Origin of the sequence: Fortiea contorta PCC 7126 (assembly GCF_000332295.1) — a bacterium.
GTDB classification, from domain to species: domain Bacteria; phylum Cyanobacteriota; class Cyanobacteriia; order Cyanobacteriales; family Nostocaceae; genus Fortiea; species Fortiea contorta.
This window is the reverse complement of sequence record NZ_KB235931.1, coordinates 473589-492862: the sequence shown is the minus strand read 5'-3', so window position 1 is coordinate 492862 and position 19274 is coordinate 473589. Positions and strand designations below refer to the sequence as shown.

The 19274-nt window shown below is 40.7% G+C and carries 12 protein-coding genes; 2 read left to right on the top strand and 10 right to left on the bottom strand.

The genetic code is table 11. From position 1 onward, the window contains the following. Nucleotides 1-28 precede the first annotated feature (28 nt). A complete protein-coding gene (locus MIC7126_RS0126685; protein ID WP_017656196.1) occupies nt 29-3148 on the bottom strand; it encodes an efflux RND transporter permease subunit in 3120 nt (1039 codons plus the stop codon). A gap of 401 nt (nt 3149-3549) precedes the next feature. Here MIC7126_RS0126685 and MIC7126_RS0126680 point away from each other — a divergent pair, with 401 nt between their 5' ends. Further along, the gene (locus MIC7126_RS0126680; protein ID WP_154656039.1) at nt 3550-4554 is read left to right on the top strand and encodes a transporter; all 1005 of its coding nucleotides are present in this window, start codon (nt 3550-3552) and stop codon (nt 4552-4554) included. 257 nt (nt 4555-4811) lie between these two features. Here MIC7126_RS0126680 and sigB read toward each other — a convergent pair whose 3' ends face one another. From sigB to MIC7126_RS0126650, 5 genes are all read right to left on the bottom strand, one after another. Beyond that, on the bottom strand, nt 4812-5810 hold the full coding sequence (sigB, locus tag MIC7126_RS0126670) for a sigma-70 family RNA polymerase sigma factor SigB (RefSeq protein WP_017656193.1): 999 nt from the start codon (nt 5808-5810) through the stop codon (nt 4812-4814). 90 nt (nt 5811-5900) lie between these two features. Next, nucleotides 5901-6587 carry an ElyC/SanA/YdcF family protein gene (locus MIC7126_RS0126665; RefSeq protein WP_017656192.1) on the bottom strand — a complete coding sequence of 229 codons (687 nt, stop codon included), beginning with the start codon at nt 6585-6587 and terminating at the stop codon, nt 5901-5903. A 162-nt stretch (nt 6588-6749) separates the two neighbouring features. Further along, nucleotides 6750-9941, bottom strand: a complete 3192-nt coding sequence (locus MIC7126_RS0126660) for an efflux RND transporter permease subunit (RefSeq protein ID WP_017656191.1) — start codon at nt 9939-9941, stop codon at nt 6750-6752. A 273-nt stretch (nt 9942-10214) separates the two neighbouring features. After that, nucleotides 10215-11903 (bottom strand): efflux RND transporter periplasmic adaptor subunit, encoded by a 1689-nt coding sequence (locus MIC7126_RS0126655; RefSeq protein WP_017656190.1) that lies wholly within the window; start codon nt 11901-11903, stop codon nt 10215-10217. 401 nt (nt 11904-12304) lie between these two features. Then, nucleotides 12305-12697: an ArsR/SmtB family transcription factor gene (locus tag MIC7126_RS0126650; protein ID WP_017656189.1), complete on the bottom strand. Its 393-nt coding sequence runs from the start codon at nt 12695-12697 to the stop codon at nt 12305-12307. Nucleotides 12698-12743: 46 nt separating this feature from the next. On the opposite strand from MIC7126_RS0126650, the gene MIC7126_RS0126645 reads away from it, so the two are divergent. Then, nucleotides 12744-15323: a heavy metal translocating P-type ATPase gene (locus tag MIC7126_RS0126645; protein WP_017656188.1), complete on the top strand. Its 2580-nt coding sequence runs from the start codon at nt 12744-12746 to the stop codon at nt 15321-15323. A gap of 454 nt (nt 15324-15777) precedes the next feature. On the opposite strand, the gene MIC7126_RS32165 is transcribed toward MIC7126_RS0126645, so the two are convergent. The 4 genes from MIC7126_RS32165 to MIC7126_RS0126620 form a co-directional block, all read right to left on the bottom strand. Further along, complete coding sequence (locus MIC7126_RS32165; RefSeq protein WP_238553724.1) at nt 15778-15957, bottom strand: hypothetical protein; 180 nt, start codon at nt 15955-15957, stop codon at nt 15778-15780. Nucleotides 15958-16031: 74 nt separating this feature from the next. Then, a complete protein-coding gene (locus tag MIC7126_RS32355) occupies nt 16032-16559 on the bottom strand; it encodes a hypothetical protein (protein WP_017656185.1) in 528 nt (175 codons plus the stop codon). Nucleotides 16560-16772: 213 nt separating this feature from the next. Continuing rightward, complete coding sequence (locus MIC7126_RS0126625) at nt 16773-17471, bottom strand: phosphatase PAP2 family protein (RefSeq protein WP_017656184.1); 699 nt, start codon at nt 17469-17471, stop codon at nt 16773-16775. Between the two features lie 108 nt (nt 17472-17579). Beyond that, complete coding sequence (locus tag MIC7126_RS0126620; protein WP_017656183.1) at nt 17580-19247, bottom strand: bifunctional lysylphosphatidylglycerol flippase/synthetase MprF; 1668 nt, start codon at nt 19245-19247, stop codon at nt 17580-17582. Between the last annotated feature and the right edge of the window lie 27 nt (nt 19248-19274).

The window sequence follows — 19274 nt, the reverse complement described above, 5'->3', positions numbered from 1 at the left end:
GCTCATTTCAAATTCCGCGCCCGCTTTACTAAGCTCCGGCTTCTCGTGCAATTTCTGACTGAATAATTGGTTCAGCTTTTCTTGGTACTAAGAATCTCCTAAACTGCACATAGGAAGCTGGAAGTACTAACAGGGTTAAAGCGGTACAGGTAAACAATCCACCTAATACTACAACGGCTAGTGGCTGAAGAATTTCCTTTCCAGCGCCACTACCAATTACCAATGGCACCATACCCAGAGCAGATGCTAACGCTGTCATTAAAATAGCAGTCAAGCGTTCCATCGAACCTTCCATCAAAACCTGCGGTAAAGGTTGTCCTTCTGCCAATCTTGCATTGTAGTTCTCAACCAACAAAAGTCCGTTACGTGCTGCCACACCAAATAGAGTAATAAATCCTACCATTGAAGCTACGGAAATGATGCCACTTGTCAAGGCAATGGAAACCACACCACCAATTAACGCCAAGGGTAAATTAATTAAAATCATGATGGTTGCAGGAATTGACTTGACGGCAAAGTAAAGTATGACTGCGATCGCAACAAAAGCTAATCCACCAGCCGAAAGTAAAGTTTTTGTCGCTCCTTCTTGTGCTTCAAATTGACCGCCGTATTCAATAAAATATCCAGAGGGTAATTGCACCTGTTGCTTAACTCTCTCCCGAATATCCTTAATTACAGAACCTAAATCTCGTCCACCTACGTTGCTGGATACAACAATATAGCGGGATACATTTTCGCGGTTGATGGTATTGGGGCCTGTACCATAGTTGATTTTTGCGACTTGAGCTAAGGGAATTTTTTGTCCGTTGGGTGTATCAACTAGCAAATTACCGATAATTTCAATATTGTTACGGTATTTTTCTTGCAACCAAACCACCATATCAAAGGTTTGTTGTTGCTCCAATACTTGGGAAACGACTCGCCCATTCAGTGCAGTTTCTACTATCTCTGACAATTCGCCAATAGTTAAACCATAGCGGGCTGCTGCGTCGCGGTCAAATTGAATTTGTACCTGTTTAATCGGTACTTGCGGTTCTAGTTGCAAATCTACTAGACCCGAAACCTCGCTCATAGCTGATTGTACTTGTTGACCAAGGGTGCGGAGTTGTTCTAAATCGGGGCCATAAATTTTCACAGCGATCGCACTCCGTACACCTGAGAGTACCTCATCCATCCGGTGCGAAATAAACCCGCCGATATTGGTAGCGACTCCGGGAATTTTTTCAAACTCTTTACGAATCGTTTCAATTGTTTCTTCTCGGTCTTTTGCCCCCTCCTCACTGAGTTGGACATCTATTTCCGCCCCGTTTACACCAGTCACCTCAGTATCCCTTTGAGCTCGTCCAGAGCGCAATTGAGCCGTTTCAACCCCAGGATTTTTTTTCAGGGCTTCTTCGATCGCTAACCCTAGTTGATTAGTCGCATCCAGAGATTGACCAGGCATTAAAACTGCGGCGACTACTAAAGAGCGGTCTTGGAATTCTGGTAAAAAAACTTGCCCTAAACCTTGCATAATTACCAATGAAGTCACAAAGCCAGCGATCGCCATTCCTAAAACAATTTTGGGGCGGCGCATAGAAAATTTCAAAGCAGGACGGTAAAGTTTATGGGTTTGTTTTTCCAACCAAGTTTCTGTACTGGGTAATCTTGTATTCGTTAGCAACAGGGCGCACATTGCCGGGGTTAATGTCAGCGCTACTAGGGTGGAAGCAGCAATTGACAGCAGATAGGCTAAACCCATTGGTGCAAAAATTCGACCTTCCACACCAGAAAGGGCGAAAATCGGTGCAAAGACAACTGCAATAATAATTGTGGCGAAGAGGACGCTAACCCGCACCTCAACTGAACCATTAAAGACAACTTGCAATGGTGGAATGGGATTACCTGCTAGTTGGTTTTCCCGCAAGCGGCGGTAGACGTTTTCCATATCTACAATGGCATCATCCACCACTGAACCAATAGCCACCACTAGTCCGCCCAAAGTCATGGTGTTGATGCCTTGTCCTGTCCAGTTCAGAATCATCATTCCTAATAATAAGGACACGGGTAAGGCGCTCAAACTAATGATTACCGTGCGCCAATTCATCAAAAACAGAATCAGGATGACGGAAACGATGATAACACCATCACGCAAAGCTTCTTCGACGTTTTTGATCGAGGCTTCGATAAAATCTTCCTGACGGAAAGTAGTTGTAATTTTGACATCTTTAGGCAGACCGGCTTGAATTTCCTCGATTGCTGTCTCAACTGCCTTCGTTACTTTTGGCGTATCTGCTGTTGGCTGTTTGTTGACTGTCAAAATTACCGCTTTTTTACCCGCAAAACTGCCATCGCCGCGTTTGAGTGCTGCACCTATTTGTACATCCGCTACTTGTTCCAACAGAACTGGCGTGCCATTTTTGGCTTTAATTACTGATTTTTTCAACTGCTCGATAGATTCAATCCGCCCTACCCCTCGCACCAATGTTTCTTGGTCAGGAGTAATTAAAAATCCCCCTGGTGCATTGGCGTTAGCTGCTTGTGCTGCCTTGGTGACATCATCAAGGGAAACATTAAACGCTTTCAGCTTATCAGGGTTAACCAACACTTGATACTGACGCTCATCCCCACCAAATATGACGATATTACTCACACCAGGGACAGCCAGAAGGCGGTTCTTCACTTGCCAGTTAACAATCCGCCATACCTCCATTAGTGGAGTGGTTTCGGAGGTAAAGGCGTATTTGACAGTCCATCCTAAAGGGGAGCTAACGGGAAGAACCTCTGGATCTTCTACACCTTGCGGTAGTTGACTGCGTGCTTGTTGCAACCGTTCCGTCACCAATTGACGAGCGCGATAAATTTCTGTATCCAATCTAAAAGTCGCTCTCACAGCCGAAAGACCTACGGCTGAGGAAGAACGCAATGTTTCCAGTCCAGGGGTACCGTTAATGGCACTTTCTATTGGTCGAGTAACTAGGGATTCAACCTCTTCTGATGCTAGTCCTGGAGCTTCGGTCATAATTTCCACTTGCGGGGGAGCAAAGTTGGGAAATACATCCAGTGGCATTTGTGTAAGGACGAGAAAGCCCTGAACAGATATGAGGATGGAAGCAATAACTATTAGCCAGCGTTGAGCGATCGACCATTTAACAATAGAATTGAGCATTAGTGGGAAGATAAAGCTTTACTGAGGATAAATCAGCATTAACTTTATCTAGGATGACAGGCCGGAATGAAATTCGGGTGAAATTTATTAGACTGTGATTTTTCTGTTAATTCATTTAGTTTTTTCATTTATTAATAATATTTATTTATGTTTTTTTGTAGAGTTAATTTTTTGCTTATTAAAGATAGCGATCGCCAATCAACAACAATGGCAGTACAAGTCTGCGCCTGACACCATATTCAATTTGTGCAAGATGCGTTTGCCCTGATTGAAACGCGACACGACCTCTGGACTTGTGTATTCCGCGTGATCAATCCCGCCTAAAAAAAAATGAAAGCAAAATGAAAATAATATGAGAAGATTATGAAAGAAATTTTTAAAGACAAGGAAGAAAGAATATTTTGGCTAAGACATATATCTCCATCCTTACGGCTTGCGGTGCAATAGCTGTAATTTCTAATACTGTTTTGGCACAAGAGGCTACTTACAGCACTTCTGTTAGTGAACTTCAGTTCAATATTTCCACTCCTGTAGCAGGTGAAGCACAGCATTACTTATTAGAACAATCTGTATCCCAGAATCTAGTATCTGAGACAGTTGAACAACAGCCTCAACAACTAGAGATTCCTCCACCTGATAAAAGCCAGTACAACTTGTTTAACCCTACACCCGAAGCACTGATGCGGGAGCTAAGTACAGATCGACCAGATCAAACCGAGTCTCCCTTCACTGTGGATGCAGGACATTTCCAAGTAGAAGCAGATTTGTTCGTTTATACCAAAGATACAGACGGTACTCATACCGAATCTCTCAATCTTTTGGTTCCCAATTTGAAAGTCGGTTTGTTAAATAACGTCGATTTGCAGATTATCCCAGAAGTTTACAACGTCGTGCGTACCACACCCGAAAATGGTTCCACTGAGGAACGCTCTGGCTTTGGTGATATTACAGTTCGCGTCAAAGTTAACTTTTGGGGCAATGATAGCGGCAAAACGGCGTTTGCTATGATGCCTTTTATTAAATTCCCCACTAATAAAAATAATTTGGGAAATAACTCAATAGAAGGCGGCATTATTTTTCCCTTGGCGATTGAATTGTCTGACAAGTGGGACTTGGGTATGATGACCGAGTTCGACTTCAATAAAAATGAAGTTAATTCTGGATACAATTTAGGTTTTGTGAATAGCGTCACCCTTGGCTATGCAATTAACTCCAGATTGGGTACTTATTTTGAGTTATTTACGGAAAAAACAACTGAGAAAGGCTCTGATTTAATTGCTACTTTTGACACTGGCTTAAAGTATTTGCTCACAGAAAATATTCAACTAGATGCGGGTGTTAACATTGGGTTAACGCAGGCTGCGGATGACTTTCAGCCCTTTGTTGGCTTATCGATGCGTTTTTAGTTTCCATTGTTGCTTGTAAAATGACCCTATTTTGTCGTAAAAAACTATAGATGCAAGTCCTTTATGGTTTGGCAGTGCTAGCGACAGGCTTGATAACCATCGCTTTAACTTATTACAAACCGAGTCCCTACTGGAACAAGAGCAGTGTCAGATTTGTCAGAAACCTTATTGGTGAGACAGGTGCGACTATTTTTTATTATGCGATCGCACTTTGCTTGCTCATTCTGGGAACTGTTGTAATATTCAGCCAGTAGTTGTCAGTCAGCTAGATAGCTGCGTGAGTCAATTCCATATCTTCGTAGAAGCGTGAGAGCTTGTTTTTCCACTTGTCGTACTCGTTCCCGACTAATACCCATCCGTTGACTAACCTGTACTAGGGTCAGTTCGTATCCATCTGCTAAACCAAAGCGCAAGATTAGTACTTCCTTTTGCTGGGGAGTCAGCTTTGCTAATAGATTGTGAATGTCTTGATAGAAAAATTCTCGTTCGGCGTAGCGTTCGGGAGACATTCTATCATCCTTCAGCAGATCCTGTAATTGGGTATCCTGTTCAAACCCAATTCGCATATCTAAGGAAACAGGTTGACGAACAAGCTGCAAATATTCTCGAATCTGACTAGGTTCCAGATTGAGGGCTTGGGCGATTTCCGTCACGCCAGCAATGTAACCAAGCTTTTGAGATAACTCTCGCTGAACACACTTAATTTTGTTCAGCTTATCAGCCATGTGAATGGGTAAACGAATAGTGCGGGATTGTTGAGCGATCGCTCGTGTAATTCCCTGACGAATCCACCAGTAAGCATAAGTAGAAAACTTGTATCCAAGAGTTGGATCAAATTTCTCTACCCCTCGTTCTAGCCCCAATGCACCTTCTTGAATTAAGTCTAGAAACTCAATATTGCGTTTCTGGTATTTTTTAGCAATAGACACCACTAACCGCAGATTAGCCTGAATCATCTTCTGCTTGGCAATTTGTCCTTGACTTAGTTGTTGCAGCAGCACATCTTCTTTCAACTGCATCTTGTCAGCCCATTGTTGCAGAGTGGGTTCACACTGTAATTTTTCAGCTAGCTCTTCTTTTGCAGTAAACATCACCATCATTTGCTGAACTTGTTGAGCAAAAAAAATTTCTTGCTCATGGGTTAACAGAGGTACACGTCCAATTTCATGAAGATAGATACGCACTGTATCTACTGTAGATGAAAATTCGTTATTCTTGCTCTTAAGTTTAGTTACTTGGGATGTTGAATTAGGCATAAATATGTTAGCCTCAATTGAATAAAATCAAATGTTACATAAAAATAAATAAGCATAAAATAATTGAGATGATAAATTTTAAAACCTTCATCAATTAATTGGTTCAAACTGTCCTAAAAAAGTAGGTCGGGGACGGGTGATATCAACTTCCCACAAAGCCTTGACATTCGCTAATGATTCCCGTAATAAATCGGGAATCATTCCTCGTAGTCCATAAATTTCTATATCTGGAGTTCCTAAACCAACTGTCTTTATTCCTAATTGGCGACAGGTGTAAACAGTGCGGGGAAGATGATAATTTTGAGTGATGACAACAGCTGTATGTACACCAAAAACCTTATGAGCGCGATAACAACTCTCATAAGTGCTGAAACCTGCATAGTCTAGGGTAATGTTTTTCATCGGTACACCCAGATCATGGGCATATTTCAGCATAGACCTGACCTCATTATAGGAAACTGTACTGTTATCTCCTGTCATCAAGAGTTTACTAATCTTTCCCATTTTATAAAGTTTGACAGCAGCTTCTACACGGTCTGACAACATGGGTGTGGGATTACCATTTGGAAGAATTCCTGCACCGAATACTATTGCAACCTGTTCTTTTGGGACTAATTCTGGTTGAAGGTAGCGATCGCCATTCGTCATTAAACCTATATAAGCCGTTGCTATTAAAGGTTTTGCTAATACGCTAATTACTAAACCTAGCAAAATCCATTGCAGGTAACGGAACAACTTGAAATATTTTCCCCCTATACTTTTTTCAAAAAATCTCATAAAAGTGATATTGTACGAGTATTTTATTGGATCAGCGATGCCCATTATTGGAACTTTATATGTACCTATAAATTACTTTTTATATTATCAGCCAGTAAAGAATTCACTGGCTGTACTTTAGCAAAATTACTGTCCCATCTGCGCTTAACTTAGTGATGCTAATTAATTCTCCAAAACCACCCCAGCTACCTTCCCGTTTTCCTCAACAGCCGCACTTCGCTTAGGTAATAAAAACCTACCAAACTTCGAGTACAAAGCAGGTAAAACCAGCAAGGTTAACGCTGTAGAAGTAAACAAACCACCTAAAACCACTATCGAAAGTGGCTGCAAAACTTCCTTACCTGGCCCCGATGCAATTACTAACGGTACTAATCCCAAAGCGGATGTAAAAGATGTCATCAAAATAGCATTTAGTCTTTCCATTGACCCGGCTATAAGGATTTCTTTTAACGACATTCCGCTAGAAAATTTAGTAGTGTAATTGTCTACTAAAAGTAGTCCGTTGCGAGTAGCTACACCAAATAAAGTCACAAAACCTACCAAGGAAGCGACTGAAACAACGCCCCCTGTTAGTGCCACAGCAATTACACCTCCGACTAGAGCGATGGGCAAGTTAATCATAATCATTGCTGTAGAAGCAATGGATTTGACAGAAAGATACATTAATACCGTAATCACTACGAAGGAAATAGCACTGAAAATTAAAATATTTTGTGAGGCTCTTTCTTCGGCTTCAAATTGACCGCCATACTGAATAAAGTAACCAGAGGGCAATTGCACTTGTGCCTTGACTTTGTTTTGAATTTCATTGACTACCGATCGCAAATCTTTGCCCTGAGCATTAGCAGATACTACAATTAGACGGGAGACATTTTGCCTGTTAATGGTATTTGGGCCAGTGCCATAGGTAACTTTAGCCACGTTAGCTAAAGGAATTTTATTTCCTCCTTCATTTCCACCTTGGGAAGGAGTATCAACTAACAAATTTTCAATTGTTTGTAAATTATTCCGGTATTCTGACTGTAACCAGACAATTAAATCAAAACTTTGTTGCTTGTCCAAAACTTGCGATACTACTTTGCCATTAAGTGCAGTTTCGACAAGTTCAGATAGTTGCCCAACTGTTAAACCATAACGTGATGCGGCAACACGGTCAAATTTTATTTGAATTTGTTTGATAGGAACTTGCGGTTCTAATTGTAAATCTACAAGCCCAGACACAGATGACATTGCACTTTCAACTTGTTGACCAATCCGGCGGAGTTCTTCTAAGTCTGAGCCAAATATTTTTACAGCAATTTGACTTCTAACCCCGGATAATATTTCATCAATTCTGTGAGCAATAAATCCACCAATATTTACAGCAGCACCAGGTATTTTATTAAATTCTTCCCGCAACCATTCTACTGTTTCTTTACGCTTTTCCATTCCTTTGTCACTCAGACCAATATCGAGATGACCAAGATTTACGGGTGCTGCATCTGGATCACTAGGGGCGCGTCCTGCCCGTAACTGCACATATTTTAACCTGGGATCATCTTTGAGTTTATTCTCCAACACAAAGGCGGCACTGTTAGTAGCTTCTAAAGATGAACCTGGATAAAGAGCTAAAGTATTGACTAAGGTTGATTCTTGAAATTCTGGTAAAAAAGCCCGTCCCAAAGCTGGAAAAATCACTATTGCCGCTATCATCCCCGCCACAGCCACAGAGATAATGATCATGGGACTGCGGATAGCAAAATTTAGACAAGGATAATACAGCCGCTTGAAAATTCGGGGTATTAATGGTTCCTTTAACGGCATTTTTCCGTGTGGAAGTAAGATTGCACACAAAGCCGGACTTACAAGCAGCGCTTCTAAACTAGAAACTATAACTACCACCAGATAACTAAGACCCATCGGGCCAAAAATCCGACCCTCTACACCAGCGAGGGCAAATATTGGAGAAAAAACGACAATAGTAATTAAAGTTGCCCCAATCAGAGATTCCTGGACTTCCTGTACTCCTTCAAAAACAATTTCTAGTACTGGACTAGGGTTGGGAGAGTATTTATTTTGTCGTAATAAACGAAAAACATTTTCTGCATAGACAATGGCATCATCGATCGCTGTACCAATGGCGATCGCTAATCCTCCCAGAGTCATTGTATTCAGTCCCAAGCCCAAAAAAGATAATATTTGCAATGAAAATATAAAAGTCAGGGCAAAATTTAACAGCACAACTCCCAGAGTCCGCCAATTCATTAAAAAAGGGATGAGGATAACGGCTGCAATGATACTACCTTCCACCAAAGCTGATCTAACATTTTCTACTGAAGCATCAATATAATCTGCTTGGCGGAAGGTTTGATTTACTTTAATTTCTTTCGGTAAACCTGCTTTTAGCTCAGATATTGCGGCTTCAATCGCACGGGTGACGGTGGGAGTATCAGCTAGCGGTTGTTTATTCACCATCACCACTACAGCATCTTTGCCATTTAAGCTGCCATCGCCTATCTTAATCGCACCGCCAATTTGAATTTCGGCAACATCTCCCAAGCGCACAGGCGTTCCTTGACGGGCAACAATTACAGATTGTTTTAAATCATCCAAGGATTCAATTCGGCCAATTCCCCGAATCAGAGTTTGCTTGTCAGAGCTGATTAAAAATCCACCAGGAGCATTGACATTTGCTCCCTGTACTGCCTCAGATACTTGCTGTAAGGATACATTAAAACCTCTGAGTTTGTTCGGGTCTACTAGTACTTGATACTGGCGCACTTCACCGCCATACACTAGCACTTGACTAACGCCAGGCACAGCTAAAAGGCGATTTGTAACTTGCCAATCAACGATTCGGCGTACTTCCATCAAGTCGATTTTAGATGTTGGTTTTTGGATGGATGTTTCTCCTTTGGGTCCCTCCTCTTCCACTGTGAAAGCATATTTTAATACAGTGCCGATAGGTGAACTGATAGGAGCGAGTCTTGGTGTTTCAATTCCTTGAGGCAGCTTACTCACTGCTTGTTGTAGTCGTTCCTGTACTAACTGGCGGGCTTGATAGATATCCGTTCCCCAGCCAAAAACAACTCTGACTACAGAAAGTCCTGCTGAGGAGGAAGAACGAACTGCGCTGATCCCTGGTGTGCCGTTGATTGAGCTTTCAATTGGTAATGTCACCAGAGATTCTATTTCTTCAGGAGCGAGTCCGGGAGCTTCTGTTTCAATTTCGACCTGGGGAGGTGCAAAGTTGGGGAAAACATCCAACGGCATTTGCGGGATGGTATTAAATAATATGATTATTGTGGAAATAAGTGCCCCAATTACTATTAACCAGCGTCGAGAAATTACCCATTTAGCAACTGTACTAATCATTATCTATTTAGTTGTTAATTGTTGTTGGTTATTAGTTGTTAATTATTTCAAATTCACAACTTTATAAGAGAAAATTTCAAATTCCACATGATTAATTTTTGGCGTTGCTGAATTGAAGTATGAAATAAAAAATCAAGTATTTCAAACTCCTACTCTCTGCACCACTCTGCGGGTTCCGCCTTCCCTACGGGACGCTACGCGAAAGCGGTACTGAGCGTTAGCGGAGCGTAGCCCGATAAATTCATATTTTTAATCAGCACCGCAAATTTTTTATTAGTAATTGGAATGAGTATCCTTGTCATTTTTCTCAACAGAAATGGCGGGAGTAGAGGGGCTTGGTTGTTTGTGGTTGTCGATATAAACCTCGGTTTCATAATTAAAACCGTCACCTACTGGTACTAGACGGGAACGGTTACGACGGCTAGACCAGAAACTACCAGCTAGGAAAGCCAAAGTTGCGATCGCCACTCCTCCCCCTGCACCTAGTAACCATAAAGGTAGAGGGAAGCTGTTAGCTTTAGCCTCAGTTTCCTCTGAATGTGCTTGTTCCTGTTCTTCTCCTTCGTTGGATTTACTACCACCCTTCAACGACTGTGCATAAAGTTGTGGCGCACGTTGGGTAACTACTGAATCTCCCTCGAATAAACCGCTTTTAATCTCAATTAAATCTCCAGAGGTTTGTCCTAACTCAACTTCAACCGATTGGAAAGCATTGCCGTTTTGAACATAAACCAATTTCTTATTATTTGCATCCACTACAGCAGACTGGGGAATTGCCAAAGTAGCTGTAGATGTCTGGTCTGTTACAACTTCAAGTTCGGCAAACATTCCGGGTTTGAGCTGTCCTCTAGCATTATTGACTTCGGCTTGTACTGGTACTACTCGCGTTTCTCCTTCGACTACTGAGCCAATCCGTGTAATCCGGCCTATAAAGGTTTGATTAGGTACACTAGCAACTTTCATCCTTACCTGTTGACCTGTCCTCACTTTATCTAAATCTTTTTCATAGATATTCGCTGTGGCAAAAACCCGACTATCATTCACAATTGTCATTAACCTGCTACCCGCGTTCTGAAATGATTGACCGATAGTAACTTCCCTATCAACAACCTTGCCAGAAATCGGAGCTGTTACTGTTATTAGTCCCTTAGTATTAGCGCGGTTTCCTAGTTGAGAAAGGCGAGTTTCATAAATAGCACTGCTGCGATTAATATTGGATTTTGCTAGGCTAACTGCTGCTTGAGCGCGTTTGAGTTGATTTTCAGCCGCAATGACATCGCGGCGGCTGTTGGCTGTGGTTAGTTTAGCTTTAGCTTCTGCTAGTTGGGTTTGAGATTCAAGAGCGTTGCGACGTGCCAAAGCACCTTCAGTAGCTAACACTTGATCTTTCTCATACTTTTCTTGAGCGAATGCTACTTGGCTTTGAGCTTGGGCGACTTCTGCTGCGGCTATTTGCTGATAGCGATCGTAATTTTGTTGAGCCAGCCTCAAGTCAGCTTCAGCCTGTTGTAGATCAGCTTGACTTTGTGCTAATTTGTCTTGAGATTCCACGCGCAATGTCACTAAATCTGGACTGGTTACAACGGCGACAGGTTGACCTTTCTTTACTGATGCGCCTGGTTCTACCAACAGTTCAACTACTTTTACTCCTTGAATTGGGGTGGTGACTTCCACTTTTTGGCTAGGTAAGGTTTCAATCTGTCCAGTAGTTTTAATGCCGACAGCTAATCGTTGACGTTGCACTGGTTCGACCTTAACTCCTAGCAGTTTTGCGGTTTCTGCGTCAACTTCAACAGAACCAGTTGCTTTGCTTCCCCCACCCTGAAATGAACTTGCACCGCTATGGTCGTGTCCAGCACCAGCCAAAACAGTAGTAGGAGTATTTAGTAGTAACAAACTCAACATTGTCAACGAAACATAACGCAGTGGAGCAGAACATTGAAACAAATTAGAGATTCCCATCGCTTGTTGTGTCCTAAGTTAATGAGAAAGCAGAATCGCCTTTGGATGTTGGCATTTAATGTGCAAATTTAGACTACCGCTTTCTTTAGCTAGTTACGTCGCTTTTGTGAGTAGTTTAAGGAGTTTGAATAGTAGTCTTTTTCCAGTATTTCATATCGGTATGAAATTTGGGTGAAATTTTTAGTTGTAATTTTTGTTAGGAATAACTATGATATTTAGGCTATTTTAATGTTTAAAATATTACGTTATTCATAACTACAAAATACCTCAAAAATATATAATGCATATACGCTTTGGGATTGCTGTAGGCATACCCAAAGCATAAATATAAATTTTTTTATGTATTTTAATTTTTATAGAATAAAATTGATAAACCAATAAGTTAAAACTTCAATATTTTATTAATTTAAATTTTCCACTAAAGAGCGATATAAGTTAATAACGTGACTGTCAGCCAAACTATAATAAACATTCCGACCTTCTCGACGATAGCTAACTAAACGCATAGCTTTCAATAACCGCAGCTGATGGCAAACTGCTGATTCACTCATTTTGGTTAATGCAGCTAGATCGCAAACACACAACTCACTAGAAGCCAAAGCTGATAGGAGGCGTATACGGTTTGTATCTGCTAACACACTAAAAATTTCTGCCATTTGTTGTGCTTTATCTGTCGGTAAAATTTGCGCCTGAGATGAGCGTACATTATCTAGATGCACCAGATAAGTATCACACTTAGGGGTGTCAGAACTGGGAATTAAGTCTAAGTCCTGCTTTTTCTTGTGCTTATTCATAGCAAGTTTTACTTAGCAATGGTTATCAATCTTAATAATACCTAAAATGATAACCGTTTTACAATTGAATAGTTGTTCAATTGTTGTATTAGAATATTGGCAGTTAACTTTTCGCCTTGATTTTAAAGCCGCTATGACTCAAACTCCTGACCTCAAAACCAAAACTTTGCAAGTTGGCGGTATGGACTGCGGAAGCTGCGCCAAGACAATTGAAGTCGCTTTGCAACAGTTACATGGTGTGACAGAAGCAACGGTAAACTTTACAACTGGTAAGGCTAGGGTTTTTTATGATCCAGAGATATTGAGTGAAAAGAGTATTTATGACCAAATTAAGGGTTTGGGTTATACGGTTGAGCAGAGTTATGAGGCGCAATCCCATCAGCATACTCGTTTCTGTGGCGGTGAAGACGACAACGTAGATATAGCTCTTGTGAAAACGCTACAGCTACAAATTGGCGGGATGGATTGTGGCAGTTGTGCGAAAACCATTGAGGCTGGGGTGCAGAAGATCATAGGCGTACAAGAAGCATCGGTCAGTTTTGCCAGCGAAAGATTACACGTATCTTATGACCCACAATTGGTGAATGAGAAAGCAATTTATGACCGGATTCAAGATTTAGGTTACACGGTCGAGGAGGGTGTTGAAACAAGTTCCAATCATCACACTGATGCTTGTGGTCATGACCACGAGCATTCTCAGCCAATAAACAAGTCCAAACAAAAACAAAAATCCGACTTAACAAGCTGGAGATTCTGGATTGAAAATCGTCGAGGACAGAGTGTCATACTTGCAGGTATAGGTTTAGTTTTAGGTTTACTTACTCAGTATTTAGTGCTACCCATCTGGATTGCACGAGCTTTTTATGGCATTGGTATAGTAATTGCTGGCTATCCGATTGCACGGGCTGGTTTGTTTGAATTGCGCTTGCGCCGCGCCGATATGAATCTGCTGATGACTATTTCGGTGATTGGGGCAGTGATTTTAGGAGACTGGTTTGAAGGAGGGCTGGTTGTCTTTTTGTTCTCTTTAGGCACAACATTACAGATTTTCACCTTTAGTCGTACCCGCAACGCCATTCGCTCACTGATGGATTTGACTCCACCTACTGCTACAGTTAAGCGCGGGAATCAAGAATTTACAGTTCCGGTCGAGAGTATTCAGCTAGGTGAAATTTTGACGATTCGACCAGGAGGGCGTGTGGCGTTGGATGCTGTGGTTGTTTCTGGTAACAGTGCCATTGACCAGTCTCCAATTACAGGAGAGTCAATTCCAGAAGATAAAGCCGTTGGGGATACTGTCTTTGCTGGAACACTAAATCAGACAGGTTTTTTAGAAGTTAAAGTTACGCACACTTCTAGCGATACAACCGTTGCCAAAATTATTAATTTGGTGGAACAAGCTCAAGAAAGCCGCGCACCTTCACAGCAATGGGTGGATAAGTTTGCACAGGTCTACACTCCGATAGTGATTTTAGCAGCGATCGCCATTGCTCTAATACCACCCTTGGCTTTTACTCAACCTTTTAACGTCTGGCTTTACCGCGCACTGGTCATGCTAGTAATTGCTTGTCCCTGTGCCTTAGTCATTTCTACCCCAGTTTCAATTGTCAGTGCCATTGGTGCGGCAACTCGGCAGGGCGTTTTATTTAAAGGGGGTAATGCACTGGAAACGGCTGGACATCTGACTACCCTTGCTTTTGATAAAACTGGCACAATTACACAAGGGCTGCCCATTGTGCAGCAGGTTTATGACTTGGGGAAAGTGAATGCAGACATGGTATTACAGATTGCTGCTTCCTTAGAACAACAGTCTGAACATCCCCTAGCAAAAGCTATTGTGGCCAAGGCTCAAGATTTGGGGATGGAGTTAACAACGCCTCTTGATTTTACCGCATTACCCGGTAAAGGAATTCAGGCAAACTTGAGTCAGATGTTCTATTTGGTTGGTAATCGAAGGTTATTTGCAGACCAAAGTATTTGCTTGTCTGATGAAGCTGAATCTTTGTTAACTGAAATTGAACAACTGGGTCAGATTCCGGTACTTGTAGGGACAAATGAAGGATTATTAGGAGCGATCGCCCTTTCTGATGGTATCCGCTTGGAAGCAACAGAAGCCCTGCGACAGTTGAAGCGGGTTGGATTGAAGCGGTTGGTAATGTTGAGTGGCGATCGCACTGTTGTGGCCAGGCAAATTGCCCAACAAGTTGGAATTACAGAGTATCAGGCAGAACTGTTACCTGAAGATAAACTGCAAGCAATTCAACAGTTGCGTCGTCACGGAGTAGTAGGTATGGTTGGAGATGGCATTAACGATGCACCTGCTTTAGCTACGGCAGATATTAGTTTTGCTGTGGGTGGAATTGATATCGCTTTAGAAACAGCAGATGTGGTGCTGGTAGGTAGTGACTTGAGACAGCTTGCTTATGCAGTAGATTTAAGCCGACGTACTGTGTCAGTGATTCAACAGAATGTGGTTTTTTCTCTGATAACTAAGGCTTTATTTTTGCTGTTAGGGACATTTGGATTTGTTGGGTTAGCGATCGCTGTCTTAGCTGATACAGGAACTTCCCTGCTAGTAACTGCAAATGGAATGCGGTTGTTTAGAACCAAAACTTTTAAAAATTAAACAAATGGCACAGGCTTCACAGGAACCACAGTAGTCATAAATCGCTCTAGTGCTTGTGCAGCAATTTTAATTTAGACATAAATGGTCGCTCAAAGACTAAATAAAACCAATAAGCAAAAAATAGAGATACTGCTATACCCATTAAGTAAGATGTTGTTGCAAACAAAAAAGGCGTCATATTTAGACCAAAAAGAAAGTAACGCAACATTGTGATCACTGGCCCATGAGTAAGATAAAGACTGTAAGAAAATGTGCCCAGTGCGATCGCCCAAGGATGATCAAATATCCCTAAAACATGAGGTAACTTTTTGCCCTCAATCACAAACTGAGTGCAGTAAATAAGTAGGCAAGCTGCTGAAGAACCAAAAACACTTTGACCAATCCATATCGGTAGTCCCAGTCTTTTCCACTCAGTTATAAAAGCAAGAATAGTTAAAAGTATTGCCAGAATACCTCACGGTAAGGATTTTCTCAGGGCAATTAACTTGGGTTTTTGAGAAAATCCAATTTCTGCTGCTGCCATCCCCAAAGCAAATAAGCCAAGAAACCAAGAACTGGCTGCCGAGGAAAAATCATGCAGAAGATAAAATGGTAATATTCCTATAATAAAAGCAGCAATAATTACTGATAACAACCCAAAACGCCGCCATATGGGTAGCAATACAAATGGAAATAAATAAACAGGAGTCAGAAGACAGAATTCAGAATTCAGAATACTCTACCCATAAAGCGAAAAGTCGGAGCGCCGGGAATCGGCGCTCTGAACTTTTCAAGACAGGGATGGAGTTTGAATGAGGAAAAAGTTTTAGCTTTTTTTCGCCCACTATTCCACTCGGTTTTAAACCAATATTCATCCGCTACTCGCATAGAATTTATGCTGAATTCTGGCTCCTGACGGATGTATTCTGTTTGATAAAAAATATAACTGCCACCTGTTGCCACACTCCACATTGGCGGATTAATAGTCATGTGTGTGCTACTGCTGAAATTGTGAATCAGGAGCAAGTGAGATAACACATCAATAAATGAAAAGTAGGGAGAAAATGGGCCTTCTCCTGCAATATCATTCCATTGAAAATCGGTAAACTTCTCTAGCAGGAATATTGCAAACGCGAGTAACAGACATCCAAAAAGAGTTGCGTAGTAAGGTGGTAAAATTCGACGCGATCGCCGTTTAAAATACTCAAGTAAACCACCAGAGACAAAACCACGTTGTGAGCGCACAACTGGCAACATTAAAACATAGCCAGAAAGGACAATAAAAATAACAACACAGTTTTCTTTTCTTTGTTTTACTAGCCAAAAACAATGTAGTTCTATATTAGCAATGTTAGATAACGAACATATCGTTATTTAATTCTACTATAACCGATAAATCAAATCTGACTAATTTCTCCAAATTTTTTTGCCACTCTTAATATATAATTTTTTTTTGTTGTATTAGCTTTTTCAATTAACAAACTGTCCCTGCCTTAATTTCTGTAGTTTCAGCATCGTGATACATATCATTAACCACAAAAATCCAACACCATACCCAGCAATTACATCTGTCGGCCAATGGACACCTAAATATAGGCGACTGATGCCAATTCCCACAATTAAAATAACTGTTAAAACATAGATTAACCGCGAAAATTGAGGATAATGAGTAGCTAGTATATAGGCAATAAAACCATACATTACCATAGAGCCTAGTGCATGACCGCTAGGAAAACTAAAAGATTTTTCAGAGATTAGAAGTGTCCAAAGTTGCGGACGGGGTTTTGAGAAAAATAACTTTAAACCTGTATTTAGAATTAACCCTCCTAAACAAGTAAGCACAAAAACATATATTTCTACTCGGTAACGTCGCCACCAAAGTATTCCTAAAGTCACTCCTGCAACTACTACTACTGTCTTTGGATTACCAAGATTTGTTATAAATAACATTAAATTATCAAGACTCGGATTGGCAAATTGATGTAGCCATAATAAGAAAGTTGTATCAAATGCAAAAGCTTCTTTCTCTAAAACTTCTTCCGCAAGCTTGGCAACAACAAACAAAATTAGCAGACAAGCAGTAAGTCCAACTATACCAATCGTGGCAATTAAAGGAGCTAAACGAGGATATATATGGCGTAACCAAAAGGTAGAAATTTTTCGTATCATTGAGTTATATCTAAATCTGTTATGGACTTATAGCTTACAGAACAATAGTTAAGAACTTGAAAAGACATTTTGAATCAAAAATTGAGTTATTTTGCTCAAACTAGGCTCCTAAGCACCTGGTTTAAAGTAATCTAGTAATCTATCCCCTGAATCTGCCCTTACCAGAGCTACCACTATATCGGGTAGTGCAACTAAATTGGGATATACTAGGTAACGAGGTTCCCAACGAGGACTAAACTTATCCTTAAATGTATGCAACCCTTTAAAGTTATAAAACTTATTTAAGTGTTCGTAGAGATATTTTAATGCTTTCTCCAAAACGGGAGAATTTTGTGTTCCTCCAACTCCAGAAAGTGCAGATAATCCTAAATTGAAACCGTCATATTTGAGTTGTTGGAAATGCTGAAACATTGAGAGAAATAAAAACTCCATTGTCCCTTTTTCAATATCTGTACATCGTCGCATTAAGTCGATAGTAATTTCATTTTTCTGATACTCCGATACCACATTTGCAAAGGCACTAATTGTTCCTTCTGGAGTATATACAACCACAATTTCGCATTCATGCAAGTAGTCATAATCAAACCAACCAACAGAAAACTTTTTCTCTGCTCCCTGCATCATTTTAAGCCATTCCTCACTTACTGACCTCAATTCTTTTAATAATTCATCTGCAATGGGTGGTTGATAAAATTTAACTTGATGACCCGACTTAGTAAGCCTATTAAGAGCATTTCTTAAGTTTTGGTTAGCTTTGCCTTGAAGGGTGAAGCTATGTAAGTCAACAATTGCCTCCTCACCAATTTGAACAGTACGGTAGCCTAAAGATTTATATATATCTAAATCATCTGGTAAAGTTTGATAAAATGCGGGATACCAGTCATTTTTCTCACAAAATAGCTGAAACCCAACAATTACTTCTTGTCTTTCTTCAAGAGGGCCAATGGGGTCGCCCAAAGCTATTGCACCTCTACCTTTTGCTACATAACCAATGAAGCTTTTCCCAGAAGGACTGAAATAATAAGTTTTATCATCAAAGAGAGTGAATCTTGCTAGAGAAGATTTTCCATATTGTTCTACAATTTCTTTTGCTCGTTTTCTTTCTACTTCTAAAGTATGATTTCTTAATAATACCGGACGCAAGAGCATGAACAAAGCATAAGCTAATGTACAAGCACCTACGAAATATATTGAATCAGCGAAAAACTGTCCAAATCGCGTTGTAGGTTCTAACCCTGCATTATCAGCTGTGAAAAACATTGCCAAAGTTTGCAGCAACGCTTCTGGTAAGTCAAAATTAACCGTATATTGCCTATCTAGTAGAAAGAAACCTACAGTGCCGTAAGCTAATGTAAACAGCAATGCACCAATTAAAACTCGAATTCCTTGAGTAATAGAAGGACGATCTGATTGTGCTGTAAAAACATTACGCATTAAAATAAGTTGAGCTAGTAAAACTCCAGCTAATAAACTTTCTTCATAGTCCAAACCTTTGATTAAATGGCTAATAATAGTTACAATTAACAACCCAACTGTTAGTAACCAAGCTACTCGCTTACGTCGTAATAAATTAACTGCCAGAGTTAACAATATAAATCCAGAAATTGCTGCAAAAAAATGTCCACCTACGCGGATATCAAAAGGAACAAATTGCTCTATTAATTCTGTGCGTCTAGGTGAATTAGGAGTAACCGCAGATATCAAATTAACAACCCCTACCATAGCGGTTAAAATAGAGGCTGTCCACAATCCAATCTGTTGACGTTTATTTAGCAATTGCTTTTCCTCACTTTGCTTAACTAT